General features: G+C 51.1%; 24 protein-coding genes. 12 read left to right on the plus strand and 12 right to left on the minus strand.

The features are described from left to right. From NHAL_RS05970 to NHAL_RS05985, 4 genes are all read right to left on the minus strand, one after another. Positions 1-1,125: a dihydrolipoamide acetyltransferase family protein gene (locus NHAL_RS05970; RefSeq protein WP_013032264.1), complete on the minus strand. Its 1,125-nt coding sequence runs from the start codon at positions 1,123-1,125 to the stop codon at positions 1-3. Next, complete coding sequence (locus tag NHAL_RS05975) at positions 1,122-2,102, minus strand: alpha-ketoacid dehydrogenase subunit beta (RefSeq protein ID WP_013032265.1); 981 nt, start codon at positions 2,100-2,102, stop codon at positions 1,122-1,124. Before NHAL_RS05975 ends, NHAL_RS05970 begins: the two co-directional genes overlap by 4 nt. Then, positions 2,095-3,171 (minus strand): pyruvate dehydrogenase (acetyl-transferring) E1 component subunit alpha, encoded by a 1,077-nt coding sequence (gene pdhA, locus NHAL_RS05980; protein ID WP_013032266.1) that lies wholly within the window; start codon positions 3,169-3,171, stop codon positions 2,095-2,097. Before pdhA ends, NHAL_RS05975 begins: the two co-directional genes overlap by 8 nt. 114 nt (positions 3,172-3,285) lie before the next feature. Continuing rightward, positions 3,286-4,401 carry a Leu/Phe/Val dehydrogenase gene (locus NHAL_RS05985; protein WP_013032267.1) on the minus strand — a complete coding sequence of 372 codons (1,116 nt, stop codon included), beginning with the start codon at positions 4,399-4,401 and terminating at the stop codon, positions 3,286-3,288. A 185-nt stretch (positions 4,402-4,586) separates the two neighbouring features. On the opposite strand from NHAL_RS05985, the gene NHAL_RS05990 reads away from it, so the two are divergent. From NHAL_RS05990 to maiA, 6 genes are all read left to right on the plus strand, one after another. Further along, on the plus strand, positions 4,587-5,450 hold the full coding sequence (locus NHAL_RS05990) for a tryptophan 2,3-dioxygenase (RefSeq protein WP_013032268.1): 864 nt from the start codon (positions 4,587-4,589) through the stop codon (positions 5,448-5,450). Further along, the gene (locus tag NHAL_RS05995; protein ID WP_203434366.1) at positions 5,437-6,645 is read left to right on the plus strand and encodes an aminotransferase class V-fold PLP-dependent enzyme; all 1,209 of its coding nucleotides are present in this window, start codon (positions 5,437-5,439) and stop codon (positions 6,643-6,645) included. Before NHAL_RS05990 ends, NHAL_RS05995 begins: the two co-directional genes overlap by 14 nt. A 132-nt stretch (positions 6,646-6,777) precedes the next feature. After that, positions 6,778-7,833 carry a 4-hydroxyphenylpyruvate dioxygenase gene (hppD, locus tag NHAL_RS06000; RefSeq protein WP_013032270.1) on the plus strand — a complete coding sequence of 352 codons (1,056 nt, stop codon included), beginning with the start codon at positions 6,778-6,780 and terminating at the stop codon, positions 7,831-7,833. A gap of 1 nt (position 7,834) precedes the next feature. Continuing rightward, complete coding sequence (locus NHAL_RS06005; protein WP_013032271.1) at positions 7,835-8,953, plus strand: homogentisate 1,2-dioxygenase; 1,119 nt, start codon at positions 7,835-7,837, stop codon at positions 8,951-8,953. Between the two features lie 53 nt (positions 8,954-9,006). Then, positions 9,007-9,984: a fumarylacetoacetate hydrolase family protein gene (locus NHAL_RS06010; protein WP_013032272.1), complete on the plus strand. Its 978-nt coding sequence runs from the start codon at positions 9,007-9,009 to the stop codon at positions 9,982-9,984. Beyond that, positions 9,978-10,610 (plus strand): maleylacetoacetate isomerase, encoded by a 633-nt coding sequence (gene maiA / locus NHAL_RS06015; protein WP_013032273.1) that lies wholly within the window; start codon positions 9,978-9,980, stop codon positions 10,608-10,610. The genes NHAL_RS06010 and maiA overlap by 7 nt, the downstream gene beginning before the upstream one ends. Before the next feature lie 58 nt (positions 10,611-10,668). Here maiA and NHAL_RS20950 read toward each other — a convergent pair whose 3' ends face one another. Beyond that, positions 10,669-10,851 carry a hypothetical protein gene (locus NHAL_RS20950; protein WP_157862489.1) on the minus strand — a complete coding sequence of 61 codons (183 nt, stop codon included), beginning with the start codon at positions 10,849-10,851 and terminating at the stop codon, positions 10,669-10,671. Between the two features lie 205 nt (positions 10,852-11,056). Here NHAL_RS20950 and NHAL_RS06020 point away from each other — a divergent pair, with 205 nt between their 5' ends. Together NHAL_RS06020 and NHAL_RS06025 are read left to right on the plus strand one after the other, a co-directional pair. Continuing rightward, a complete protein-coding gene (locus tag NHAL_RS06020; protein ID WP_013032274.1) occupies positions 11,057-11,992 on the plus strand; it encodes a hypothetical protein in 936 nt (311 codons plus the stop codon). A gap of 65 nt (positions 11,993-12,057) precedes the next feature. Further along, on the plus strand, positions 12,058-12,567 hold the full coding sequence (locus tag NHAL_RS06025; RefSeq protein ID WP_013032275.1) for a PaaI family thioesterase: 510 nt from the start codon (positions 12,058-12,060) through the stop codon (positions 12,565-12,567). A gap of 17 nt (positions 12,568-12,584) precedes the next feature. Here NHAL_RS06025 and NHAL_RS06030 read toward each other — a convergent pair whose 3' ends face one another. Next, entirely contained in the window at positions 12,585-14,285 is a 1,701-nt protein-coding gene (locus NHAL_RS06030; RefSeq protein WP_013032276.1) for a SpoIIE family protein phosphatase, read from the minus strand. Between the two features lie 161 nt (positions 14,286-14,446). Here NHAL_RS06030 and NHAL_RS06035 point away from each other — a divergent pair, with 161 nt between their 5' ends. Further along, positions 14,447-15,205, plus strand: coding sequence for an alpha/beta fold hydrolase (locus NHAL_RS06035; protein WP_013032277.1), 759 nt, complete (start codon positions 14,447-14,449; stop codon positions 15,203-15,205). A 4-nt stretch (positions 15,206-15,209) separates the two neighbouring features. On the opposite strand, the gene NHAL_RS06040 is transcribed toward NHAL_RS06035, so the two are convergent. Continuing rightward, entirely contained in the window at positions 15,210-17,294 is a 2,085-nt protein-coding gene (locus tag NHAL_RS06040) for a putative bifunctional diguanylate cyclase/phosphodiesterase (protein WP_013032278.1), read from the minus strand. Between the two features lie 675 nt (positions 17,295-17,969). Here NHAL_RS06040 and NHAL_RS06045 point away from each other — a divergent pair. From NHAL_RS06045 to lpxB, 3 genes are read left to right on the plus strand one after another with little or no spacing between them, the layout of a single operon-like run. Beyond that, complete coding sequence (locus NHAL_RS06045) at positions 17,970-18,920, plus strand: Gfo/Idh/MocA family protein (protein ID WP_013032280.1); 951 nt, start codon at positions 17,970-17,972, stop codon at positions 18,918-18,920. Positions 18,921-18,950: 30 nt separating this feature from the next. Beyond that, positions 18,951-20,054: a DegT/DnrJ/EryC1/StrS family aminotransferase gene (locus tag NHAL_RS06050; RefSeq protein ID WP_013032281.1), complete on the plus strand. Its 1,104-nt coding sequence runs from the start codon at positions 18,951-18,953 to the stop codon at positions 20,052-20,054. Continuing rightward, positions 20,044-21,222: a lipid-A-disaccharide synthase gene (gene lpxB, locus NHAL_RS06055; RefSeq protein WP_013032282.1), complete on the plus strand. Its 1,179-nt coding sequence runs from the start codon at positions 20,044-20,046 to the stop codon at positions 21,220-21,222. The genes NHAL_RS06050 and lpxB overlap by 11 nt, the downstream gene beginning before the upstream one ends. A gap of 19 nt (positions 21,223-21,241) precedes the next feature. Here lpxB and lpxA read toward each other — a convergent pair whose 3' ends face one another. From lpxA to NHAL_RS06080, 5 genes are all read right to left on the minus strand, one after another. Continuing rightward, on the minus strand, positions 21,242-22,012 hold the full coding sequence (lpxA, locus tag NHAL_RS06060; protein WP_041355462.1) for an acyl-ACP--UDP-N-acetylglucosamine O-acyltransferase: 771 nt from the start codon (positions 22,010-22,012) through the stop codon (positions 21,242-21,244). A gap of 93 nt (positions 22,013-22,105) precedes the next feature. Continuing rightward, positions 22,106-22,465 carry a small metal-binding protein SmbP gene (smbP, locus tag NHAL_RS06065; protein WP_013032284.1) on the minus strand — a complete coding sequence of 120 codons (360 nt, stop codon included), beginning with the start codon at positions 22,463-22,465 and terminating at the stop codon, positions 22,106-22,108. 226 nt (positions 22,466-22,691) lie between these two features. After that, positions 22,692-23,483 (minus strand): hydroxyacylglutathione hydrolase, encoded by a 792-nt coding sequence (locus NHAL_RS06070; RefSeq protein ID WP_013032285.1) that lies wholly within the window; start codon positions 23,481-23,483, stop codon positions 22,692-22,694. 3 nt (positions 23,484-23,486) lie between these two features. After that, positions 23,487-24,632: a flavodoxin/ferredoxin-dependent (E)-4-hydroxy-3-methylbut-2-enyl-diphosphate synthase gene (locus NHAL_RS06075; RefSeq protein ID WP_013032286.1), complete on the minus strand. Its 1,146-nt coding sequence runs from the start codon at positions 24,630-24,632 to the stop codon at positions 23,487-23,489. A gap of 105 nt (positions 24,633-24,737) precedes the next feature. Beyond that, a complete protein-coding gene (locus NHAL_RS06080) occupies positions 24,738-25,754 on the minus strand; it encodes an HpnL family protein (protein ID WP_013032287.1) in 1,017 nt (338 codons plus the stop codon). Between the last annotated feature and the right edge of the window lie 42 nt (positions 25,755-25,796).

Consider the following 25,796-nt stretch of genomic DNA (forward strand, 5'->3'; position numbering starts at 1 on the left):
TTACTCGGCCTTTTCCAGGTCCTGAATGGCCACCATCAGAAAGCGGGTGGCTTCACCGCCGGTGACCGAGCGGTGATCGAAGGTTAATGACAAAGGAAGAATGCGGTGTATTTCCGGTTTGCCGTTGACGGGGACCACCGCCTCATGGAGACGGCCCGCGCCTAGGATGGCGACGGTAGGCGGTATTACCACGGGATCGGCGTAGCGTCCGCCAAAGGTGCCGAAATTGGAGAGGGTAAAGGTATAGCCCCGTAATTCTTCGGGTGGGAGTTTACGCTCCCGCACCGCCTGCTTGATGGCATCGAGTCCTTGGCGAAGATTGGCCGGCTCACGGTTACCCACATCCCGCAGGACCGGTACAAAAAGCCCATCGGGGGTATCGACGGCAATGCCGAGATCAATTTTCTTGAGTATCCGCCGCCCGATGGCATGACTGTCATACCAGGCATTAAGGGCGGGTTCCGCTTGGCAGGCAGTGACAATGGCGCGGATAAGGCGCAGGGTGATGTCTTCCTCCGGGCTCCAGGCCTGGATATCCGCATCATCATTGACGGTGACCGGGACCACTTCCGCATGGGCGGTGGCCATGGCTCGAGCCATGGTTCGGCGGACTCCCCGCAAGGGTTCCAGGGGACCCACCTCAGCCAGTATCTTTGCTACCCGCTGGACGTCTGTGGCGGTGACCATGCCATCAGCACCCGTGGGGGTGACAATGGAGAGATCCACGTCCAGGCGGTGGGCGAGGGCACGCACGGCAGGAGTGGCCTTAATGCCTGAAGGAACCTGCCCTACTCGGGTGGCGGTTTCTTGGACCACCTCCTTGCCTGTTTCCACCTTGCCCACGACCGTGCCCGTATCCTCCCGCTTTTCCGGTTGGGGTTGGGCCCCTTCGGTTTCGAATTCCACCAGGGGATCATCCACGTGGATGATATCCCCGGATTCTCCATATAGCTTGTCGATGCGGCCCTGGTAAGGGCTCGGAATGTCCACGATGGCCTTGGCCGTTTCCACCGCCACTAAGGGTTGGTCCATTTTGACCTCATCGCCGACTTTAACGTGCCATTCGACGATTTCAGCGTCGGTCAACCCTTCCCCCAAATCAGGAAGCTTAAAGATACGGTTCATGCGAACTCCAATGTTTTCTTTGCTGCGGCCACGATAGAGTCGGTATCGGGTAGATACTGTTTTTCCAGACGAAATAGGGGCATGATGGTGTCATAGCCGGTGACCCTTTGGACGGGCGCCAGCAGATTCAACAGCCCCTGTTCGGCCAACTGGGCAGCAATTTCGGCACCGACCCCACAGGTGCGCGCCGCTTCATGGACGATCACGCAGCGCCCGGTTTTGGTGACCGATTCCAAAATCGTTTCCATGTCGAGGGGTTTCAACGTGGCCACATCAATCACTTCGGCGCTGATCCCCTCCTGGGCTAGCTTCTCGGCAGCAGCAAGGGTTTCGTGGATCATGGCGCCCCAGGCCACGAGCGTGACATCGGTGCCATCTCGCAGCACAAAACACACATCCAGGGGTAGGGCCTCGCCATCGTCGGCAACGTCCTGTTTGACTAGCCGGTAAATCCGTTTGGGCTCCAGGAAAATCACCGGATCGGGATCCCGGATAGCGGCCAGGAGCAAGCCGTAGGCGCGGGTTGGCGAGGAGGGGATGACAACCCGCAGTCCCGGAATATGGGCAAATAGGGCCTCGGTGCTCTCGGAATGGTGCTCTGGGGCATGGATACCTCCGCCATAGGGGGCCCGGAGGACCATCGGACAGGTCAGCCGCCCGCGGGTGCGATTGCGGAGCCGGGAGGCATGGTTGATGATTTGGTCGATGATCGGATAAATAAACCCCATAAATTGGATTTCGGCGATGGGCTTTAGTCCCTCTGCCGCCAGGCCAATGGACATTCCCGCAATGAGTCCTTCGGCTAGGGGGGTGTCAAACACCCGCTCCTTGCCAAAACGGGCTTGAAGGCCGACCGTAGCGCGGAATACGCCGCCATTGACCCCCACATCCTCTCCCAGGACCACCACGTTGTCATCGACCCCCATTTCATGGGCCATTGCCAGGTTGACCGCCTCTACTAAAGTAATTTCAGGCATGGGTTTTCCCCCTGGCAATGGCTGCCTGGCGCTGTCCGCTCAGGGCGGTGGGCAAGGTCTCATAAAGATAATCAAACATGCTTTCCGGTGCTTGGGGAAGAGTACCCAAGTATTTTTGGACGGCTTCTTCAACTTGTTGGGTAAGTTCCGTTTGGAGGGCCTGTTCCTGTGTTTCGTCCCAGGCGCCGACTTGGGTGAGATGGGTCCGCAGCCGTTGGAGGGGATCGAAGCCCCAACGGGCTTCCACCTCTGCTTGTTCTCGGTAGCGACTGGCATCATCAGCGGTGGTGTGATCGCAGAGCCGATAAGTGAGGGCTTCAATCAGGCACGGTCCTTCGCCGCGACGGGCTTTTTCCACCCCATTGTGGATGCGGTCTTGGAGGGCAATCACATCATTGCCATCGACTTGCTCGCCGGGGATGCCGGCGGCAATGGCTTTTTGGGCTAAGGTCTGGGCATGGGTCTGACCTTCCAGGGGGACCGAGATGGCCCAGCAGTTGTTGTTAATGACAAATACTACCGGTAAATTCCATACCCCAGCCGCATTAATGGCTTCGTAGAAATCCCCTTTAGAGGTGGCCCCATCCCCCAGTACGCACACTGCCACCCGGGGTTCACGCCGCAGTTTTATGGCATAGCCTACCCCCACCGCATGGGGGATTTGGCTGGCAACGGGAACAGAAATAGGAAAGTCTTGGCGGGACCCCTGATAGGCCATGCCGCGCTCATCGCCCCCCCAATAAAGGAGCAGCTCGGTCATGGTGACGCCTCGCTGCAATTGGGCCCCATATTCCCGGTAACTGGTCAGGAGAGTATCTTCGGGAACCATGACATGGCCGATGGCCACGGAAATGGCCTCCTGTCCCAGGGAAGAAGCATAGGTTCCTAATTGTCCCGTGCGTTGTAATGATACCGCCTTCTTGTCAAAGAGGCGGGTCAGGGCCATGGCCCGGTAGAGGGGAAGCAGATTTTTAGAGTCTTGGGCAAAGGGAGGCAGGGAGTCGAGAATTTCGGCTTTTTCGTTGAGGTACTGGGTGTAGTGGACTTCGAAATGGGCGACAGTAGCCAAGGCACTCTCCTTTTTTTTGGGTTCGACGTGCAAGACGACTCATCGGTTTTCGTTGTCCGTTCCCTGGAGCGAAAAGGCAATGGGCACTTTGAACAAATCCGGTATTTTTAAGTTTTATTCAATAAGTATAGTGGGTTCTCCTGGGGGTCCATAGAGGATTTCTTCCGCCATGTGATCGGCAATCTCATTGGTGGCTTGGTGGCTATCGCCCGCCCGTTGGAAGATCTCCATGAGGGTGGGGTAAATATTTTCTATCTTGGCTTTGAGTTCCGTTTCTTCTTCTATCACAGCACGGATGGCGCCGCCGGCATTAATCACATAGTCTGGAGCGTAAAGAATTCCTTGTTCCTGGAGGATTTTCCCATGTCGGGATTGAAGCAATTGATTATTGGCTGCACCGGCAATGATGGAGGCTTGCAGCCGTGGCAGGGTGTGATCATTGATCACCCCTCCTAAAGCGCAAGGGGCGAATACTTGGCAAGGTAAATCATAAATCGCTTCCGGGGGCACTATCCGGGCATTAAATTCATCCCCACAGCGCTGAACCGTTTTTTCATTGATATCGCACACACTCAGGCGTGCGCCTAGCGCATGGAGTTCCTTAGCTAAATAATAGCCCACGTGGCCGGCGCCTTGGATGGCCACTTGGAGACCTTCCAAATCAGAACGCTTGAGTTTATGGGTCACCGCGGCTTGAATGCCGAGGCGAACGCCGAGTGCCGTATGGGGCGAGGGATCACCGCTGCCTCCCCGGTGCCTTGAAGTACACAGGACATGGAGGGTACGCCGGGCCGCATAATCCATATCCGCTACTGCCGTGCCGCTGTCGACGGCGGTGATGTAACGTCCCCCTAGGTTTTCCACGAATTGGCCAAAGGCTTCGAAGTAGGCCTCCCGGTCCTGGATTTCCGGTGGCCGGATAAGTACCGCTTTCCCTCCTCCATAGGGCAGACGCGCCAGGGCATTTTTGTAGCTCATTCCTTGGGCGAGCCGCATGGCATCTTGAATAGCGTCGTGGGTGGAGGCATAGGGAACACAGCGGCAGCCGCCAAATGCCGGTCCCAAGCGGGTATTGTGAATGGCGACTATTGCTTGGAGTTGCGTAGCCGGGTCGAGGTGGAAATGGACATCACCAAACCTGAGCATTTGCGCATATTGAAAAAGATCGAATTTATCCTCAGGAATTGGATGAGCGGAGGGAGAAGTTTGTAAAACGTGGGGTGTGGCCATAGGGAAATACTATTGCTTGCCTGCTTTGTCTTTACAGCGTGACAAATTGAACATTTGCTAGTCTAAAAATAAAAGTTGCACAGTCTTCATCTGTCAATTTGGGGAATCCTTACCCATGTGGACATCCTGAGTAATTGAAAGTTTCTCCACTAAATTTATGTTCTTTATTAATTAAAGTGATCGTCATGTCAAACCAGAGACCAGAGACTAGCTTTGAAGGGGAAATCCAAACGGATTTCCAAGACAAAATGACCTATGGAGATTATCTCTGTCTAGATCAGGTACTGAGTGCTCAAAATCCTCGCAGCGATCCCCCTCACCACGATGAGTTGTTATTTATTATTCAGCACCAAACCACAGAACTGTGGATGAAGTTAATTTTGCATGAATTGCAGGCGGCCATTGCCTATATGAAAGCGGATACCTTGGAGCCTTGTTTTAAAATTTTTGCCCGTATCAAATTAATTCAGGTTCAGTTGTTTTCCCAGTGGGGGGTATTGGCCACCTTGACCCCTAGTGAATATGCCCAATTCCGCCATGTGTTGGGGCAGGCTTCGGGAATCCAGTCCATGCAATATCGGGCCATTGAATTTACGCTAGGGAATAAACGGCGAGCGATGCTGGAAATTTTTAAGGATGATCCTGAAAGTTATGCCAAATTGCAGGCGATTCTGGAACGGCCCAGCATTTATGATGAATTTCTGCGCCACTTGTATCGGCAAGGTTATGCCGTGCCCCAGGAATCCATAAGGCGGGACTGGTCTTTGCCCTACCAACGTAATCCTAAACTCATCCCCGTGTTCAAGGCGATTTATGAGAACCCCCGGCAGCATTGGGACCCCTATGCCATGTGTGAGAAATTCGTGGATATGGAAGAGCAGTTCCAACTGTGGCGTTTCCGTCATATGAAAACGGTGGAACGGATCATCGGCTATAAAGTAGGGACGGGGGGATCAGCAGGCGTGGCCTATCTCAAAAAGGCCCTGGATTTTACTTTTTTCCCGGAATTGTTGGATGTGCGCACGGAGATTGGTAGTGTCGGAGATTGAACAGGCGGTCCGGGCCTTGGGGGTGGGACCACTGACTGAGGCGGGGTTAATTTCCCACATTCATCCACTTTTTTCCCGGGTTCTGCGCCATTCAGCAGGTGAAATTTATCTTGCCAATCACTCTTTAGGCCGGCCCTTGGACCGCACTGCCCAAGATGTGGCCACCGGCCTGGATTGTTGGTATCAGCGCATGGATGAGGCCTGGGAAGACTGGCAAGGAGCGATCCACGGCTTTCGGGAGCAAATGGCCCAGTTACTCCAGGCTCCCCGTGCAGACTGTGTCGTGCCTAAAGCCAGTGCCGGTCAGGCGCTACGGGCGGTACTCAATTGCTATGACCAAAAAATCCAGGTGGTCACCACGCGAGGCGAGTTCAATTCTATTGATTTTATTTTGAAGGTTTATGCCCAGCGGGATCGAATTGCCTTGACCTTTGTGGAGCCCGATCAGGAGGGGCATTACCATCTGGAGGATGTTCTGACGGCCATGGGGGAGCATACCGATCTGGTGGTGATCTCCATGGTCATGTTTGTCACCGGCCAGAGACTGGCTGATTTAAAGCAGTTCACGAGGGCTGCTCAGGATCGGGGTGCTCGCGTATTGGTTGACCTCTACCATGCTGTCGGGGTGTTCCCGGTAGAGGTGGAAGCACTGGGAGCTGATTTTGTCATCGGGGGTTGCTACAAATACTTACGCGGCGGTCCAGGCGCATGTTGGCTGTATTTACATCCCCGCCACTTAGACGGTTCCCTGGTTTCTTTGGATACGGGTTGGTTTGCCCAGGAGGCCCCCTTTGCCTTCCAGCGACCCTCACCTCCCCGCTTTGCTCGGGGGGGAGATGCTTTTCTTGAATCCACGACTGCCATATTGCCCTTTTACCAGGCCAGAGCTGGACTGGATTTGACCTTAGCCCTCGGCGTGGAGCGGCTGCGGACTTATTCTTTAGGACAATTATCTCGCTTAAGGGAAAGATTAGCCGGCCGCGCTATCAAAGTCTTTGGCTCCCTTACAGACTGTGGCGCCTTTGTGGCGATTCCCCATCCCGAGGCGGCGAAGCTGTCCCAAAGGTTGGCGGCCCAGGGTGTTCGGACCGATGCCCGGGAGGGCTATTTGCGCTTAGGGCCGGATATTCTCAATACCGAGGAAGAAATCGATACTGCCGTGGACCGATTAGTCACGGTGTGGGAGGGATGCTGAGTTTTTGATTTTAGGCAATCTCTTTTCTCTCTTGCCATCTGTTTCCTTGCTTTTGGAACTCTTTCCTAGCTCCCCATGGTCTATAAAAAATAGAAGTCTTTAAGCCTATTCACTGAATTATAGGTAATTGCCATGCTTACATTACCTGAGAATCCCATGGGTACCGATGGCTTTGAATTTATTGAATTCACCGCCCCGGATACCGGTGTTTTGGCCCGCTTGTTTGAGCGGATGGGTTTTGTGGCGGTGGCCAGACATCGTCACAAAGACGTGACTGTCTACCGGCAGGGCGACATCAATTTTATCATCAACCATGAGCCCCACAGTTTTGCCCAGGCGTTTGCCCGGGTCCATGGGCCATCGGTTTGCGCCTTTGCCATCCGGGTTCGGGATGCTGCCGCTGCTTTTGAACGGGCGGTGAAGCTAGGGGCTGAGCCGTTTCATGTTCCGGTTGGGCCCATGGAGCTGAATATCCCGGCGATTTTGGGAATCGGACGGAGTTTGATTTATTTCGTTGATCGCTACGGTGAACAATCCATTTATGACGTGGATTTTATGCCTATTCCCGGCGTGTCCAGGAATCCCCAGGGGGTAGGATTAACCCACATCGATCATTTGACTCATAACGTTCCTGAAGGCCGGATGGATCACTGGGCTCACTTTTATGAGCGTTTATTCAACTTTCAAGAAATTCGCTATTTTGATATCCATGGCAAGGCCACGGGGCTCAAGTCCCGGGCCATGACCAGCCCCTGCGGTAAGATTCGTATTCCCATCAATGAGCCTTCAGATAAAAAATCCCAGATTCAAGAGTACCTAGAAGCCTATCATGGAGAGGGAATCCAGCATATTGCCTTGGCCACCGAGGATATTTACCAGACGGTAGAGACTCTCCATCACCAGGGAGTTGAGTTTATGGGGGTGCCGGATACTTATTATGATGCTGTAGAAGCGCGAATACCTCAGCATGGTGAAGATCTGGCCCGCTTGCACCAGGATCGGATTTTGATTGACGGGGCGCCGCAGCAAGGGCAGGGCTTATTGCTGCAACTGTTTACCCAAACCATGATTGGCCCCATCTTTTTCGAGATCATTCAGCGTAAGGGTAATCAGGGCTTTGGGGAAGGCAATTTTCAAGCCTTGTTTGAGGCGATTGAGCAGGATCAAATAAAGCGGGGGGCGATTTGAAATGAGTCACTGGATTACATTACCGAAAATAGAAGGGGTCGCCTCAAAGCAGGCCCATGCGGATCTTCCGCCTGAAAGCTACGAGCGGGAGCTGGGTAAGGAAGGGTTTTATGGCCCTTCCACCCAAATGTATCATCGTCATCCGCCAACGGGTTGGAGCGATGTGCAGGGTCCCTTGCGGCCACGAGCCTTTGATACCACCCGGCTTGAAGCCAATCAAACTTCCCCCTGGAATGCTTTCCGACTACTCAGTAACCCCCACTTACAGTTTCGCCTCTGGAAGACGGATAGCTCTATGGACCATTTGGTGCGCAATGCTGATGGTGACGAATTGTTATTTATCCACCAGGGGGGCGGGGATTTATATTGCGACTATGGCCATTTAGCGTTTCGTGAAGGGGATTATATCCTCTTACCCCGGGGAACCCTTTGGCGGGTAGAAACCGAGAACCCTCTTTGTCTGCTGTTGCTGGAGGCTACCGCAGACAGCTATCAGCTCCCGGACAAAGGGATTGTGGGTAGCCATGCCGTTTTTGATCCCGCAGTGTTGGATACCCCGGAGATTGATGAGAGCTTTTTGGCCCAACAGACTGAAAGTGAATGGCGGGTCGTGGTCAAGCGCCGGGGCGCTTTGAGCACCATTATTTATCCATTCAATCCTCTGGATGCGGTGGGCTGGCATGGGACCTTGCTCCCGGTGCGCCTCAATTGGCGGGACATCCGGCCTGTTATGAGCCATCGCTATCATATCCCGCCCTCAGCCCATACGACTTTTGCCGCCAGTCGGTTTGTGGTCTGTACTTTTTGTCCTCGTCCTATCGAAAGTGATCCCGGGGCCTTAAAGGTTCCTTTTTTCCATAATAACGACGACTATGATGAGGTCCTTTTCTATCACCAGGGGGAGTTTTTCTCCCGGGACAATATTCACCCCGGCATGATGACCTTACACCCTAGCGGCATTACCCACGGACCTCACCCCAAGGCTTTTGAAGCAGGAAAGAAGGCCCTCCGTAAAGAAACCAATGAAGTGGCGGTAATGGTCGATGCCCGGGATGCCTTAGAAGTGGCGGAATTTCCTCCTGGGGTGGAGTGGACCGGTTATGTGGATTCTTGGAAGTAAACAGACCCTAGTTTAAGTTGGAAGCTTTAGGGTATCGATAAACGGAGATTTTTATGAAACTCGCCACTTTGGATAGTGGGAGCCGGGATGGGACCTTGATGGTGGTGGACCGGGATCTTCAATGGGCGGTACCGGTACCCCAGATTGCCAACACCCTCCAAGAGGCCCTGGATGAATGGGCAAGCATGGCTCCCAAGCTTGAGAACATTTATCAGTCTCTCAACGGAGGCGAAATAGAGGGCGTTGCCCTGGAAGTGGAACAATTGGCTGCCCCTTTACGCCGGGCCTACCAATGGTTGGATGGGAGCGCCTATTTAAGCCATGTGGAGCGGGTGCGCAAGGCCCGGGGGGCGGAGATGCCGCCTAGCCTCTGGACCGATCCCCTCATGTATCAGGGCGGGTCGGACCACTTTCTGGGGCCCCAGGAGCCGATTTGCGTGGCCGACGACGCTTTTGGGGTGGATTTTGAAGCCGAAGTGGTGGTGATTACGGACGATGTGCCTTTGGGGGTCACGCCTGCCCAAGCCCGGTCTCATATCAAGTTACTCACGCTGGTCAACGATATCTCCTTGCGCAATTTAATACCCTCGGAGCTGGCCAAAGGTTTTGGTTTTGTTCAGGGCAAGCCTGCCAGCGCCTTGGCCCCGGTGGTGGTGACCCCGGATGAGCTGGGACCCGCCTGGGATGGGGCTAAGGTCCATCTTCCCTTGCGGACTTATTGGAATGGGAAGCTGTTCGGGGAACCGGATGCGGGCGAGGATATGCAATTTGATTTTCCTCAACTCATCAGCCATGGGGCCAAAACCCGCTCCTTGATTGCAGGGACTCTCATCGGTTCGGGGACGGTGTCCAATGTTGACTGGCACCGGGGCTATTCCTGCATTGTGGAGCGCCGGGTAATGGAAATCATCGAGGAAGGAGCGGCGGTGACCCCCTTCATGAGCTATGGGGATCGGGTGCGTATCGAGATGCAGGACAGCCAAGGACGATCTATTTTTGGGGCGATTGAACAGGAAATGCGCCGGTGTTGACCCTCTATACTTATTTTCGTAGCTCGGCAGCCTATCGGGTACGCATTGCCCTTAATCTCAAGGGGATTGAATACCATTCCCAGTTCGTCCATCTTCTCCGCCATGGAGGAGAACAACGACAGCCCGCTTATCTGAAGCTTAACCCTCAAGGATTAGTGCCCGCCTTGGTGGAGGGGGAGACGGTGATGACCCAGTCCCTGGCTATCATCGAGTACTTAGATGAGCTTTACCCCCACCCCCCTGTGTTGCCGGCTGATCTTAAAGGGCGGGCTTATGTCCGTTCTCTTGCCCAGTTGGTCGCTTGTGACATTCATCCCCTCAATAACCTGCGGGTGCGGCAATATCTCATTGATCAGTGGGGGCATAGTGAGGCGCAGTGGCAGGAGTGGTACCAGCAATGGATCCAAGAGGGATTTAGCGCCTTGGAGACCCATTTGGCGACCCATCCGGCCACGGGCCTGTGCTGCTATGGCCATAGTCCGACGATGGCGGATATTTGCCTTGTCCCCCAGGTTTATAACGCCCGCCGTTTTGATTGCGATCTCAGTCCCTATCCCCGTCTCAATGACATTTATCGACACTGTACCGCCCTTGAGCATTTCCGGCAGGCATCACCGGAGTATTAATGGGACGCTACCTAAGTATAGTGGTTCCCATTTAGATGGAACTTCATTGGGCTTGGGGTTAGCGTGACCAGACCGTCGGCGGCAGGGGTGAGCCGGGACCGTGGGTCCGGTGGACCCACGCAGACCGGTGAACGCCCGTCCCAGGAAGGGGCGGGCTGGACTTGCCCGCCAGGGCAGGAAAGCCTGGCGTGGTAAGCCGACGTCGAGCTTCCAGGGACGGGTTTACAGTGTGTCTGGTCACGCCTGCCCCAAGCGCCTTAGGTCTCATTTAAACAAGAAATGCTATATTTTAAATTTCGGTGGAATTTTGCTGGGGTGGTCAGGTCTAATAATTTTAAGGATAGTTTGTTGGGCACAGAGTTTAATCCTGTATTGGTAAAGGTCCCCAAGAGAGGATGGCTGTGCTTTGCCTCCGCCGGCTAGGCAATTTTTAGGAGGTGAAATGTATGAATACATCTGCACATCAATTGCATGATTTCGCTGCAAAACACCATCTCATTGGGTTGACAGCGCCTTCCCTACAGGCCCTGATGGAAGGAAAATCGGGTTATTCTACTTCCAAGGCGAGACGGTTTTTGTCTTTTCAAGACCGGATCAACAAAGAGCTGTTGAGCCATCGGATTATTCTCCACAACCGCTATACGGAATGGTTCAAGCAGGGCGAGCAGAATCTGGAACAGGTGAAAGCCTTCATTGTGCAATTCTCCGTATTTTCAAACCGATTTTTAATCGCCCAATTGCTGAAAACCATCAATGCCGATTCCTTGGAGAGTATGCGGGCATCGAAAGAAATTCTTGCCAATGAGATTGGCGTAGTGTTCAATCCTGGTAAACGGAAGACCCAAAAAACTTTAGACCCTGGGCGTGAAACAGACCCTAACCTGGTTTCTACCGAAGGGAGTGTGGAAGGAGGCATTTTCCGGTTTCAGGCGGCTCATTTTGAGTGGTTATTACGGATTGCCTACAAGCTAGGGTTAGGTTTTAATGATGTGGGTAAGCGAAGCCATGGTACGCAAGCCACCTTATTTTTCTGCGATGAACTGAACCGCCTCTATGGCAGCGAAGACTATAAGGTATCCCAGGCGGCCAGTTATGCCGTGGAGAATTGGGCGGCAGCAGGGTTTTGGGAAGAGCTTATCGAAGGGTTTTCTAAGTTTAATGAGCGTACTGGAATGGCCTTGCCATTGGCCTTTTTTACCTGGCATAGCCGGCTTGAGGCCCAGCATGCCCGCCATACTCAGGAAGAATTGGAAGAGATCTACTTTACCCAGGGCATCAAAGAAGATGAATTCATCCATTATGGCAATGAAATGCTAGAAGGAGTGGCGGCATTTTGGGAGGGTCTGGAGGAGCAGCGCAAGGAGCTAGCAGCCATCCATTGAAGTAAGCGCACTGGAATGGGTGATCATCACTTGTTGGCAAAGCCGATGGATTTTTACATTTTGGCATGACACAGCAACAATATTTTCAAGATTATATGCCTGACAAAGTTTGCTTTGGATGTGGCACCGAAAATCCCGACGGGTTGCATATCCGAAGCTTTTGGCAAGGGGATGAAGCGGTCTGTTTTTGGCAACCCCAAGCCGCCTATCAGGGGTGGCCGGGTATTACCTGTGGCGGTATCATTGCCACCCTTATTGACTGTCATTGCATGGCGACCGCTATGGCGACCGCCGTTCGCAATGAGCATCGTCCTTTAGGCTCAGCGCCCCATTATCGCTTTGCCACCGGCAGCCTTTATATCCGTTACCTTCAGCCTACGCCCATGGACAGTCCTCTGGAGTTGCGGGCTCGGGTTACGGATATTAAAAATGAACGCAAATATCTCTTAACCTGCGAACTCTTTGGAGGGGGAGAAAAAACTGCTGAGGCTGAAGTGGTTGCCTTTTTAGTCTACCGCAGTGATCGTCCAGAGTTATCACCCCTGAGTTTTCAGAGAGAAAACAATCGGTTCTGAATTAACTCTTAAGAGATTTATTTAGCCCGGAAAGAGCAGACTAAACACATATCATCGCTTTGTGTTTGTTGACCCATAAACTGTTTTACAGCCTCGATGAGTTCAGTGCCTATGGTGGCAGCATTTGAGGCGTGAGCTTGTAATTGAGTACGGATTCGCGTCAGACCAAATAATTCATCTTCCTCATTCATTGCTTCGTTGAAACCATCGGTAAATATCGTCAAGCTGTCCTGAGGAGCAAGGGTTATCTGGAGTGCTTCATAATGATAGTCTGGAAGGACGCCTAAAGGAGGACCGGCTGTTTTTGCGCAAATGGCTTCAACTTGTCCATCAGCATGGCGCAGAAAAGGAGGAAGATGCCCGGCATTCACCACGGTAGCGGTATGTTGAAGAGGGTCGAGGATAACCATCACTAGGGTGACAAAACGATCTTCCCAGCCCCGTTGTATAAATTTTTTATTAAGCCTAGAAAGCGCTTTCGCGGGTGATGATTCGGCTTCCAGGCAGCACCGAGTCTCCGCCGAGAGTTTAGCCATGACTAAAGCTGCAGAGATCCCTTTACCGGAAACATCGGCTAAAAGAATAGCTAATTTTGATTCCGGGAGGTGAATATAATCAAAATAGTCTCCGCCCACTTGATGGGCAGATTGATAAAAATGAAAAAAATCGTAGCCTTCAACGGAGGGAGACGAACTGGGGAGGAGATCATGTTGGACTTTGTCGGCCAACTCCAACTCCCGCTCTAACTCATGTTTCTTTAAAGCCTCTTCATGTAATTGAGCATGCTCTATGGCAAAGGCTGCTTGGCAGGCAACAGTAGCCAACACATTTAAATCATCTTGCCGAAAATGTTCTTTAGGATTGGCAGTATCAAGCTGAATGGCCCCGAAGGATTTTCCAGAACTCCCAATCAGTGGGGCGCACATGACGGATCGAATCTGCAAATCTAGAATGCTTTCGCTGGTGTCGAAACGAGAGTCGCTAGCAGCATCGGCTGAGAGGATCGCTGTTTTATCTCTTATCACTTGCTCGATAATGGTGTGACTAATACGAATTTTGTCTCTATCAGGCATGCGCCGGTATTTAATTACCTGGGGTTTAAAGGTTTGGTTTTTTTCATCTCGCAATATGAGAAAACCCCGATCGGCCTGAATAAAAATGTTGAATAAACTTTCAAGCACCTTATTAAAGACCTGATCCATTTCTAGGGTTGAGCTGAGATCTTTAGTGATTTGTAACAGCGCGGCTAACTTAGCTTCAGTGTTGATGGTAAACTGTGTTTTTGAACGGGTGTCTCCTGCGTCTATCATTGAAATGATCTGTGACTTATAGGATCCTGACAGTTCGGTGATTACCCGTGACCTGCTTGGCGTATTCGCCTTTGCCGATAAAATTTCTGTTTTTGGGGCTATGGTCGTCTCTTGAGGCCCCTCCATATGGAACACCACCGAGATATCTCCCATCGTGACCTGGTCGTTCTCTTGCAAGCGATGGCGACCTTGAATCTGCTGACCATTTACATAAGTGCCATTACTGCTGTTAAGATCTTCAAGATAGTATTTTTGGTCAATCTGGAGAATTTGGGCGTGGTGGCGACTCACCGTTTTGTCGTCGAACACGATGCTGCAATCAGAATGTCGCCCTAAAACTGTCCGCTCGCCGGAAATAGGGTATGATTTGTGGAATTTGAAACCGCAAAGGGTTTGAAGACATGCCATGGCAGACGGCCTCCGTAGCGGTATTCTTGGTCTTCTATGCCCAAAGAAGCGCTATCGAGAATTAGCGGAAGGATGGTAATCTTTGGCTTCCATAGGATAGACTCTAGCGTTCTCTCATCCAGGAAGCATATAATATTATACTCGGATGTAAAGCGTTTCTTATGTTACTTCATCACCGAATTCAGGGGAATGGCCTCCCCCTTATTATTTTGCATGGTTTATTCGGCTCCATGGATAATTGGCGGAGTTTGGCATCTCAGTTTGCCCGCCAGTTCCAAGTCATTACCGTCGATCTGCCCAACCATGGCCGTTCGCCCCATAAGAAAGTCTTTAATTATCCCTCTTTAGCCAGAGACTTAGCCAGCTTTATGGATCAGCTGGGAATGGGCGCGGCCACTTTGCTAGGCCACTCTCTGGGAGGTAAGATTGCGATGCAGTATGCCTTGGATTTTCCAGAACGGGTCACCCAATTGGTGGTTGTGGATATTGCGCCTCGTGCTTATCCTCCAGAGCACCGTTTCATTTTCGAAGCTTTAGGGGATTTAAATCCATCCGCTTATGACAGCCGCAGGGAAATCGATAAGGCGCTATCCAATGCACTGCCCGATCACCGCATAAGGCAATTTTTGTTAACAAACCTGGATAAAGGTAAAAATGGTTATCGTTGGCGTATAAACTTGGATGATCTACATCGTAATTATCGATCGATTTGCGCCGCGATAGAAGGGGGAGGTACGTATCGAGGTCCTACCTTATTTGTTAAAGGCGAACGTTCTGATTACATCCAAAAGGGTGAAGAGATAGAGATTAGAAAAAAGTTTCCTAAAGCGAACATTATGGCTATCCCCCGTGCTGGGCACTGGGTGCATGCAGATACACCCGAAGTGTTTGTGAATGCGGTCTTAGAATTTCTCAGCTAGGACATTAGTTCTCTATCCTGCATTTAATGTTGCGTGCTTCAATCAAAGGAAAAAGATTTTCTGCCGGCATCGGTCGTCCTACCCAATAACCTTGAATGCGGTGACATTGGCGATTTTGGAAGAATTGGGCTTGGGCCTCTGACTCTACTCCCTCTGCAATTACTTCTAGATCTAGACTATGGCCCAGTAGCACAATCGCCTCAGCAATAGCAGCATCCTCCGAATCATCAGAGAGTTCATGGACAAAAGAATGATCAATCTTCAAGCTATGGATGGGAAAGCGTTTAAGATAAGCCAGTGATGAGTAACCAGTGCCGAAATCATCAATTGCTAACGTCACCCCCATTACTTTTAAATGCTGCAATATATGGGTCGCATACTGAACATCTTGCATGACCACGCTTTCGGTGACTTCAAGCTCTAGACAGGCAGGGTTTAAGGAGTATTTTTGTAGAAGTTGGCGTACGGTATCCAATAAATGTTGTTGAAATTGGCGGGCGGAACAGTTCACCGCGATGCGAAGAGGATAACCCCATGCCCACCAGGCTTGGGCTTGTTTGCAGGCCGTCTCTAGTATCCAGTTGCCCACTTCTACGATGAGGCCAGTTTGTTCCAGTAGCGGAATAAAGTCTCCGGGTGACACCAGTCCCCGCTGGGCATGTTGCCAGCGCACAAGTGCTTCCACGGCAGTAATCTGGTTAGTGCTGAGATCGAGCTGAGGTTGATAGTGAAGGATAAATTCTTCCCGCTCTAGAGCACGACGGAGGTCGGTTTCTAGTGCTAACAATTCTCGCCCTCGATCCTTCATTTTGGGGGCATAAAACCGAAATTGATCCCGGCCCGTATGCTTAGCGGTGTACATGGCCGTGTCTGAAGACTTCAGCAGGTTCTCCTCATCGCCACCGTCCTGGGGATAAAGAGAGGCTCCTATGCTGAGCGTAATAAAGACATCATGATTATTGATTCTGAAGGGCTGACTAAGGGCGGCACGAATTTTTTTTATGATGATTTCTACATCTGCGGGGGCGTGTAAGTTACCCAGAATAATGAGGAATTCATCACCTCCGTAGCGTCCTACCGTATCGTTGGTGCGAATACATTGCGCTAACCGTTGACCAACCATGCGGAGGCAATTATCACCCGCAAGATGCCCTAGAGCATCATTGATTTGTTTGAAATTGTCAATATCCAAAAATAAAACAGCAATTAGGTGCTGGTTCCGTTCTGCGTTGATGAGAGCCCGAGACAGCCGATCCCGGAGCAGGATTCGGTTAGGGAGATGGGTCAAGGCGTCATGGGTGACTCGATGTTGCAATGCTTGTTCGTAGTGTTTACGTTCTCTGATATCCCGGGCAATGGTGGAGAGAAATTCGACTTGATTCTGTTGATTCCGGTGAGAAAGGATAACCTGGGATACGGGAATTTCCGAGCCGTTAGAATCCAAGATTACCATTTCTCCCTCCCAGACTCCTTCGGCTAGAGCGGAAGGTAGGGCGTTATTTTCCATTAAAGCCGCTGTCCAAAAAGGTTGATAATCGGTCAAGAGGGTCATGGGGCATCGATTTTTTTCGTCAAGGCCGAGCCATCGACGACCTGCCCGATTGATGTAGTGGATGCGGCCTTTTAAGTCGGTGATGGCGACAAGGTCTGGTGTTGCCTCCAGGATAGAGCTGAGACGAATGCGCTCATTGTCTGCCGCTTGTCGTTGCCGCCGGCTTTCGGCTTCTCGTAATTCCCGCTCCACTGCCGGAATCAAGCGACTTAGACTGTCCTTCATGATATAGTCATGAGCACCTGCCTTCATGACTTCGACGGCCCGATCCTCGCCCACAGTGCCAGAGACCATGATAAAGGGGATATCTAGGTGGTGTTCATGCAGGAGAGCAAGGGCTTCCAGGGTGTTGAAGCAGGGCATCGTATAATCTGAGAATACGATGTCCCAGTGTTGCATTTGAAGTGCTTCGAGCATCGCTTCTCGGGTTTCAATCCGTTTTGCGAATAGTCGGTAACCATTTCGTTGTAGTTGGTGTATAAGCAGGGTGGCATCATCTTCGGAATCTTCTATGATTAGCGCTCGCAATTTACGCATCTTGTTGGTCCCGTACCTTTAGCAGCGCTTTATCCAAGATTGAAAAATACAGCCCTCGTTGGAGGGCGGGTTCCAGGATTTTGTCAAATTTTACCGGCTCTTTCATGAATTTTATTTTTCAAAGCGTAAAATAGGAGTTTGTTCCCTGATTGATCTGCCCCCTCCACTTGTCCCCTGCGGTGGATAAGGTGCTCTATAGTGGCTACCTTTATCCCGGTTTTAGGATACTCCTGGGTTCATGCCACTGCTGGAAAGGGGTGAAAGGTGTGTACAACCTCCGCTTTTTTCTATTATTCTTGTTCGCCACCCAGAAGTGGGTGAAAGTGATTTAGAGGCATTTAAATGATAATTTTTTTATAAAAAGTTTATATATTTTTTTTATAGTTTTGATGAAATGCCTCGTAATTTAAATAAGCTGCAAAAAAAAATTTTTAAATAAGTATTTCTACTTACTTACTACTCAAGAGCTGTTAAAATATCATCCAATTTTGGGCCCCATCGCGGAGCTAGCCTAAGATAATAGGGCGGCTTGGGGCGGCTTAGGGGGCCTCCAATTTTAGCTCCTGAAGGGTGAACTTACCTAATAAAGGTCTGTTGCAATGCAGTAGAGCTTTATTGTTGCTCCACGGCCTGAATTTTACTGGTCTTCAATGACAGCCATAGGTGATAGGTTAAGTGACATTTGATAGGGAGCATAAGATTAGAACCGCGGTGATTGGCGTTGGATATTTAGGGCGTTTTCATGCCCAAAAATATGCCTCATTGCCTGGCTCCGAGTTAGTGGCTGTGGTGGATCTCGATCCAGCGGTCGCCCATCAGAGTGCTGGAGAATATGGAACGCTTGCGCTGACCGATTACCGTGATTTATTCGGTAAAGTCGATGCCGTCAGTATTGTGGTTCCTACCCAACTTCACTATGAAGTAGCCAAGGAGTGCTTGAGTCAGGGTATCCACGTGCTGTTAGAAAAGCCCATGACGGCTACCCTTGCCGAGGCCGATGAATTAATCGCGCTTGCTAAGCGTTATAATCTAGTGCTTCAAGTTGGCCATCTAGAGCGATTTAATTCCGCTACACTAGCTCTACAAAAATTTCTCTCCATGCCGCGCTTTATCGAGTCACATCGTCTGGCACCTTTTTCTCCCCGAGGTACCGATGTGAGTGTCATGTTGGATCTCATGATCCATGATATTGATATTATATTGAGTATTGTAAATTCCTCGGTAAAGGAGATCCATGCCAATGGGGCATCAGTGCTTACCGACGATATTGATATTGCTAACGCCCGTATCCAATTCGCTAATGATTGTGTCGCGAATGTGACGGCTAGCCGGGTCAGCATGAAAGCACAACGTAAAATGCGAATATTCCAGCAGGATGCATATATCTCTATTGACTTTCAGGATAAAATACTAAGTATTTATCGCAAGGGGACAAAGGAAATGTTTCCTAGCATTCCCGAAATTACCCATGAAGAGAGCCGCTTTGGTCAAAGTGATGCCATCAAAGCGGAAATTGAAGCTTTCCTAAAAGCGGTGAGAGAAGGGACTCCGCCTCCTGTTAGTGGCGAGGAAGGGCGTCGAGCTTTGGCCATTGCCCTCCAAATCAGTGGCATGCTTAGTGGATAGTTTAAAATTAGCTCGACGGGAATGAGTATTATGACTCCAATGGTGGATCTCAAGGCGCAGTATCAAACTCTCAAGGCGGAAATAGAGGAGGGTCTAGCACAAGCGCTCACCAGCAGCCAGTTTATTCTGGGACCTAATGTTAAAGCATTCGAAGAGGAAGCAGCGGCCTATCTGGGGGTAACCCATGGTGTCGGTGTGGCTTCCGGGACTGATGCGCTCCATCTCGCTTTAGTTGCTGCCGGGATTGGTGAAGGAGATGAAGTGATTACCACTCCCTTTACTTTCATTGCAACGGCTGAGGCGATTTGTTATGTAGGAGCTCGCCCCGTATTCGTCGATATCGATGAAAAAACATTTAACATCGATGTAGAGCAGGTGGAGGCGGCAATTACACCGGCAACTCGGGCTGTTCTTCCTGTCCACCTATTTGGGCAGGCGGCTGATATGGCGGCTTTAGAGGGGATTGCCGCGAAGCATGGCTTGCTGATTATAGAGGACTGCGCCCAGTCTTTTGGGGCGGAAATTGCAGGCCGTAAGACTGGAAGCTTGGGTTTTGCCGGCTGTTTTAGTTTTTTTCCCAGCAAAAATCTAGGAGGTTATGGCGATGGAGGGCTGATTACCATCTCTTCTGATCCGGTCGCCAGGCACCTCCGAGGATTGCGTGATCATGGTAGCTGGCAGCGTTATCATCATTCGGAATTAGGTTTTAATAGCCGCTTGGATGAACTGCAAGCGGTTATCTTGAGGATAAAACTCAAATATATTGATCAATACAATGCTGAGCGGCGGCGCATTGCCCAACGTTACAGCACGGCCCTGGCGGAACTGCCGGATTGTATTCCGCCTTATGAGGATAGGGGCAGGACCCATGTTTATCACCAATATACGTTGTTGTCCCCCCAGCGAGACAAAATTCAGGCAGCTCTAGCCGCTAAGGAAATTGCATCGGCGATTTATTACCCGATTCCCCTCCATCGACAAGCAGTCTTTCAGAAGGCATATGGGGACATCACGCTTCCAGTCAGCGAGCGGGTCGCCAACCAGTGCCTTTCATTGCCAGTCTTTCCTGAGTTGAGTGATCTCCAGGTGGATCGGATTATTGAAGTTATCCGGAGTATCTTGCTTGGAAAATAATACCCCTTTAGTTGCCATTGTGGCCGGTGAGGCCTCAGGAGATCAGCATGGGGCTTATCTGATCCGTGAGGTAAAGAAAATGTTCCCCCAGGTTCGCTTCTGTGGTATTGCGGGACCCCGAATGCGGGCGGTGGGTGCAGAGGCGCTGTTTGATTCCTCCCAACTGGCCGTGGTGGGGCTGGTGGAAGTGTTATCCCACTTTAAAGAGATTTATAGAGCGCTCCAAAAGATGCGCCGTTTCCTTGAGGAAAAGCGCCCGGATCTTTTGATCCTAGTTGATTATCCAGAATTTAATCTCCGCTTAGCCAAGACGGCCAAGGCGCTGGGTATTAAAGTGCTTTATTACATTAGTCCTCAAATATGGGCTTGGCGACAACATCGAGTCCATCGGATTCGCCGCTTAGTGGACATGATGGCAGTAGTGCTGCCCTTTGAGGTGCCCTTTTATGAGCAGGCAGGAGTTCCGGTTTGTTTTGTTGGGCATCCATTGCGGGATGAGGTGAAAAGCCCATTCAGTCGTGATGAGGCGGTGACTGAATTTGGTTTCGATCCCCACCGTAAAACTTTGGGTTTACTGCCTGGGAGCCGTCGTAGCGAAATTAAACGGCTGTTGCCCATACTATTAGATGCCGCGGAGCAAATTTATTTGCAGGAACCTGACATTCAATATTTATTGCCCCTGGCCATGACCCTAGAAGAAGCTGATTTAGCCCCCTATTTAAAGGGACGCAGGCTTCCCCTGAAAATTATCCCTAATCGCTCCTATGATGTCATGGCAGCTTGTGATGCCATGGTTGTTGCTTCCGGCACAGTGACCTTGGAAGCAGCTTTGATGGGTGTGCCATTGGTGGTCATTTATAAGATGAAACCTTTGAGCTATTGGATTGGGCGCCTCCTCATCAGGGTTAACCATATTGCGCTTTGCAACATTATTGCCGGTGAAGGTATAGCCCCGGAATTGATCCAACAGGAAGCTTCGCCGGAGCAGATTGCTAGAGAGGCGCTGAGCCTCTTAGAGGACCAAGATCGAGTTAGGGCAATGCAGCAAAAGTTTCGCACGATTAAAGACAAGTTGGGGGCGGGCGCCCAGCAGACCATTGCCGAACTCACGGTGGCGATGCTGAGGGGCGAAGAATTGAATCAACAGCCAAATATGTTGAGAAACTAGTCTTACGGGATGAGCGGCGTTATTCAGTGGAGTTTTTGGCGGCAAAACGGTGAAGACCACGCTTTGATTTTGTGGCGAGCCAGGCTCTGAGGTAGGTTATCTCGGGGGTTTCGGGCAAATCGCTTAAGTCTGCGCCATTACGAAGTTGCCAAAAGGCTTGCTCTAAGATCCGGTAACGTTCTCCTTTGATGCCTGCCCGGCGCAGTCCAACGGTATTGAGGCGATAGTGGCGGACAGGATGCCCCCCCACAATGCTGTAGGGTAAGACATCTTGGCCTACGGAACCATTGCCCTGAACCATGGCATAAGCGCCGACTCGGCAATATTGATGTACCACGGCGGATCCTCCCAAGACGGCTTTATCCCCTATCTCCACATGTCCTCCGAGCAGAACGTTATTAGTGAGAATGACGCTCTGGCCGATAGTGCAATCATGGGCCACATGAGAGTAAGCCATAAGGTAACAGTTGTTTCCTATGTGGGTAGGCGCATTGGGATCCGTTGAACGGTGGATGGTCACCCCCTCACGCAAGATATTATCATCACCAATGGAGACCCAAGTCTCCAGGTTACTGAAAGAAAGATCTTGGGGAGTGTCGCCAATAACCGCATGGGCATGAATTTGATTGCGGCGTCCTATCCGTACAAAGGAGTGGATAACGGTATGGGGCCCAATGACGCTTCCCTCGCCAATGTTTACCGGGGAGTTGATAACCGCATAAGGCCCAATAATAACGTCTTTGCCTAACTCTGCCTCGGGGGCAACCACCGCAGTGGGGTGTATTTTCATCTCAGTCTTCATAAAGAAACCGGGCCAGGAAGCTTATTCCCTGGCCCGGTTTGCTGCTGTCAATCGATACTATGAATGTATGCTTTTACAGCTTTAGTCCATTCCATGTTCTGCTTTTTGGGCAGCTTCCATGTGTTTTATGGCTTCGTTAATATGTTTGGTGGCCTCCTCAGCATGTCCCATGTCGCCGTGTTTAATTCCTTCTTTCAGATGCTTAACACCTGCGCTCATGTGCTCATGGGCTGAGGCGTGTTGCTTTTCTGCTTTTTCCGCATGCTTCAAGGCTTCTTTGGCATGCTTTGAGAGGACTGATGCATGTCCATCTTCACCATGGGCGGCGGCCATACCCGCATGCTCTAGGGCTTTAGCACCATGATCGCTGGCATAAGCAATGCTGCTTCCGGCAAAGATCAAGGCGCCCGTGATTAATGCAATAGCTAGTTTATCTTTCATTCCTTTTTACTCCTACTTTATTGTTTGGGTTGAGTCGGTTGATTCTATTTTTGTTTTTTTGCCCCTCGTATTCTCTGTTTTCTTTTATAACTCTCTGACTAGAGAAGAAAACGAAAGACACTCTAAGATGTAGCACGGGGGGGGTAACCTGTCAAGGAAAGGCGCTTTCTGGAACTTTTTTCTAGAAAATTTTTTCTCCGAAAAGAATTTAAAAGATAGGAGTTCGTTACCATTTGTTTCTAAGTTCCCGCAATTTGAGAAATACTTTTTGGGGATCTAGATCCTTTGGTAAGTCGGGAAAAGCCTCACGGAGTTTCCTAATTAAAGTGGGACTGTCGAGTCGGAAAAAGGTATTGATTTCTTTTTCTAGAGCGAGGGTTGAAACAAAGGCCTGGTTGGGATCTTGAAGCTTGACTTTTGAGAGCAGCGCTATTGCCTGGGCGTTATCCGGTTCCCGGTCCAAGGTAAAGCGCAGATTATTGATAATATACTCATGTCCCGGGTAGATCCGGGTGGTATCGGGAAGTTTGGTAAGTTGCTGGATAAAAGTATGGTAGAGCGCAATGGGATCACCCCCATGGTAGCAGTTGCCTGCGCCGGCGTTGAATAAAGTATCGCCGCAAAAAAGTGCCGGGAGATCGGTATGGGCGAATAAGCACACATGACTTAGGGTATGGCCAGGGGTATCGAGGACTTCCAACTCCACAGTCTTTCCCACCTTAACCACATCTCCCGCCCCTAGGCCTTGATCGAGACCCCTTATTTTGTCTTTGGCATTTTTGTGGGCGAGCAACTTGGCCCCCGTTTGGGCAACCATGGCTCGATTGCCCCCCGTATGGTCGCCATGTTCGTGGGTATTGAGTATCTGCGTAATTTGCCAGCCGTTACGTTTGGCCGTGGCGAGGCATTGGCGATGGTCAAGAGGGTCGATGGCGAGGGCTTCGCCAGTCTCTGGGCAGGCGATCAGGTAATTAAAATTACGGTAAGCATTGGCAGTCCAAATTTGCTCGACGAGCATTATTTAGGTGGTCTCCATTCGCTCTGCGATAATGACATCAAGCTCCTCTTTCAGGCGGGGTAAGATTTCATTGTAGCCATAGCTCCCCAGAGTTTCACTACCCCGTTTGAGGTTAACCGCCTTAGGTCCACACCAAAGACCCAGATCCGCATCATCGGTTTCACCAGGCCCATTGACGCGACAGCCCATGACTGCAATGGTGACAGCATGATCAGCGGCATATTCCGTCATGGCTTTCACTTGTTGTGCTAACTCGATAAACGCCTCATTTTCTACCCGCGAACAACTCGGGCAACTAATGATGTTGAGGGTTTTGAGACCGTAGTCCACCACACTGCGTACCCGCCCTGCGGCAATATCAGCGAGAATTTGGCGGCCTGCTTCGATCTCATCTCCCTTACGGTCAAAGGGCAAGGTGAGGGAAACCCGGATAGTATCTCCAATCCCACGGCTAATAAGTTGCTCAAAAGCAATTCGAGTTTTGATGATCCCCTCCGGCGGCATACCGGCTTCGGTCACGCCTAGATGAAGGGGGATATCGGGGCGCTCGGCAGCGAAACGTTGGTTCAGTTCGGTGACCTTCCTGGGGTCTGAATCTTTGAGGGAAACACAATAGCGGGTGAAATCAAGGGCATCCAGCAGCTCACAGTGCTCCAAGGCGCTCGCCAACATCGGCGAGATGGAGTCGCCCTCAGGGAATTGGGAAGCCTTGGCCGGGTCAACCGAACCCCCATTGACTCCAATTCGTAGGGCACAATCATTTTCACCCGCCACATCTAGCAGAAATTTCACCTTATCTTGCCAGGGCTTTTGCCGTTCATGATGGTATAAATGTCCTGGATTATAGCGGACCTTATCCACATAGGGAGCGACCAGCTTGGCAAGCCGATAATTCTCCTGCAGGTCCACGGACAAGTTTGCCTGGGTTTGCTGCCGGATCTCTATGAGCGCTTCCACATCCCGTTTGGTGTCTACCGCAATGCGTATCACGTCAGCGCCAGCCTTTACCAAGTCGTTGACCTGCTTTACGGTCGCTTCGACGTCCCGAGTGTGGGTAGCACACATGCTCTGTACCGCTATCGGGTTGCCATCACCAATAGTGATATTGCCGATGCGGACGGGGCGAGTCGGGTTACGTGGAAGATTCAATGGTCACTCTCCTTTAAACTAAACAGATGACTTGTTAGTAAAGCCCTAAATCCTAGCTGTTTCGAGGCAATGAGACAAGCAATTAGGGAGGAAGAAAGGCAGCGATTAATTACTTAGGGAAGTATCAATGGAAAGTCGCTCCTGTGCGGATTTGGTCTGCCGCCAGAGGCGTTTTCCCTCCATGAATTGCCACACTAAAAGCCCTGGAACGCCCAGGCACAGCTCTCGTACCCGCCGGGTTAGCGCTAAGGCTAAACTGGCACTATAAGGAAGACCAATGAGGCTGCCCAGTAGGATATACCCGCCCTCTAGGACCCCTAGGGCCCCAGGAACCAGAAAGGCCGCGCCTTTGACCGCTTGGGCCAGACTTTCAATCATAAGGGCCTCGATCCAGCCGACGGGATGATCAAGAAAATAAAGTGCCAGCCAGACTTCACCAGCTCCTAGGAGCCAACCGAGGAGCATCCAGGAAGCGCTTCGCAGTACTTGGCGGCGTTGATGATAAAGCTGGACTACCGCGGTATCCAGGGCATCGGCGCCGCCGACCAAAGCAAGCCAATTGCGGCCACCAGCGAGGTTTTCGAACCGTCGCGCCAGCCAGCCAAATAGGCCACGCTGTTGGAACCAATAAAAACCAATGATAGATAAGGCACTTAAAGCGGTTACTGCCAGTACCCCTTGGGCCAGTTTACCTTCACCTAGCAACAGGGTCAGGAGTACTAGCCCCACTAGGGTAAAAATGACCTGGGTGAAGACGGCAAGGGTAAGATTGACTACGACACTGGCTCCTGCCTGGCTGCCAGGCACCTGATGGTGAGTGAGCAGGCGGGTCTTGACCAATTCACCTCCTATTTGCGCAACCGGCAGGAGGGTATCCACTGACTCGCCTATCCAACGGGCCCACAGGATAGTGCGAAACGGTGGCCGAGAAGTGCGGTCGAGCAATACATACCAGCTGAGCCCATCGGCGGTCATGGGGACCAAGTGAAACAGAACTACTACCAACAGCCCCCAGCCTGCCATGGCTAGGGCAGAGGCCACTTGAGTCACCCCTTGATAGGCCACTAAAGCTGTAAACAGCGCCAGTCCGGCAAGAAAAGCGATATAAACGACCCGTTTCACCTAGATGAACCTTATTGTATTGTTTATTTTATGGAACTGCAG

This window comes from Nitrosococcus halophilus Nc 4 (assembly GCF_000024725.1).
In the GTDB taxonomy this organism is placed as follows: domain Bacteria; phylum Pseudomonadota; class Gammaproteobacteria; order Nitrosococcales; family Nitrosococcaceae; genus Nitrosococcus; species Nitrosococcus halophilus.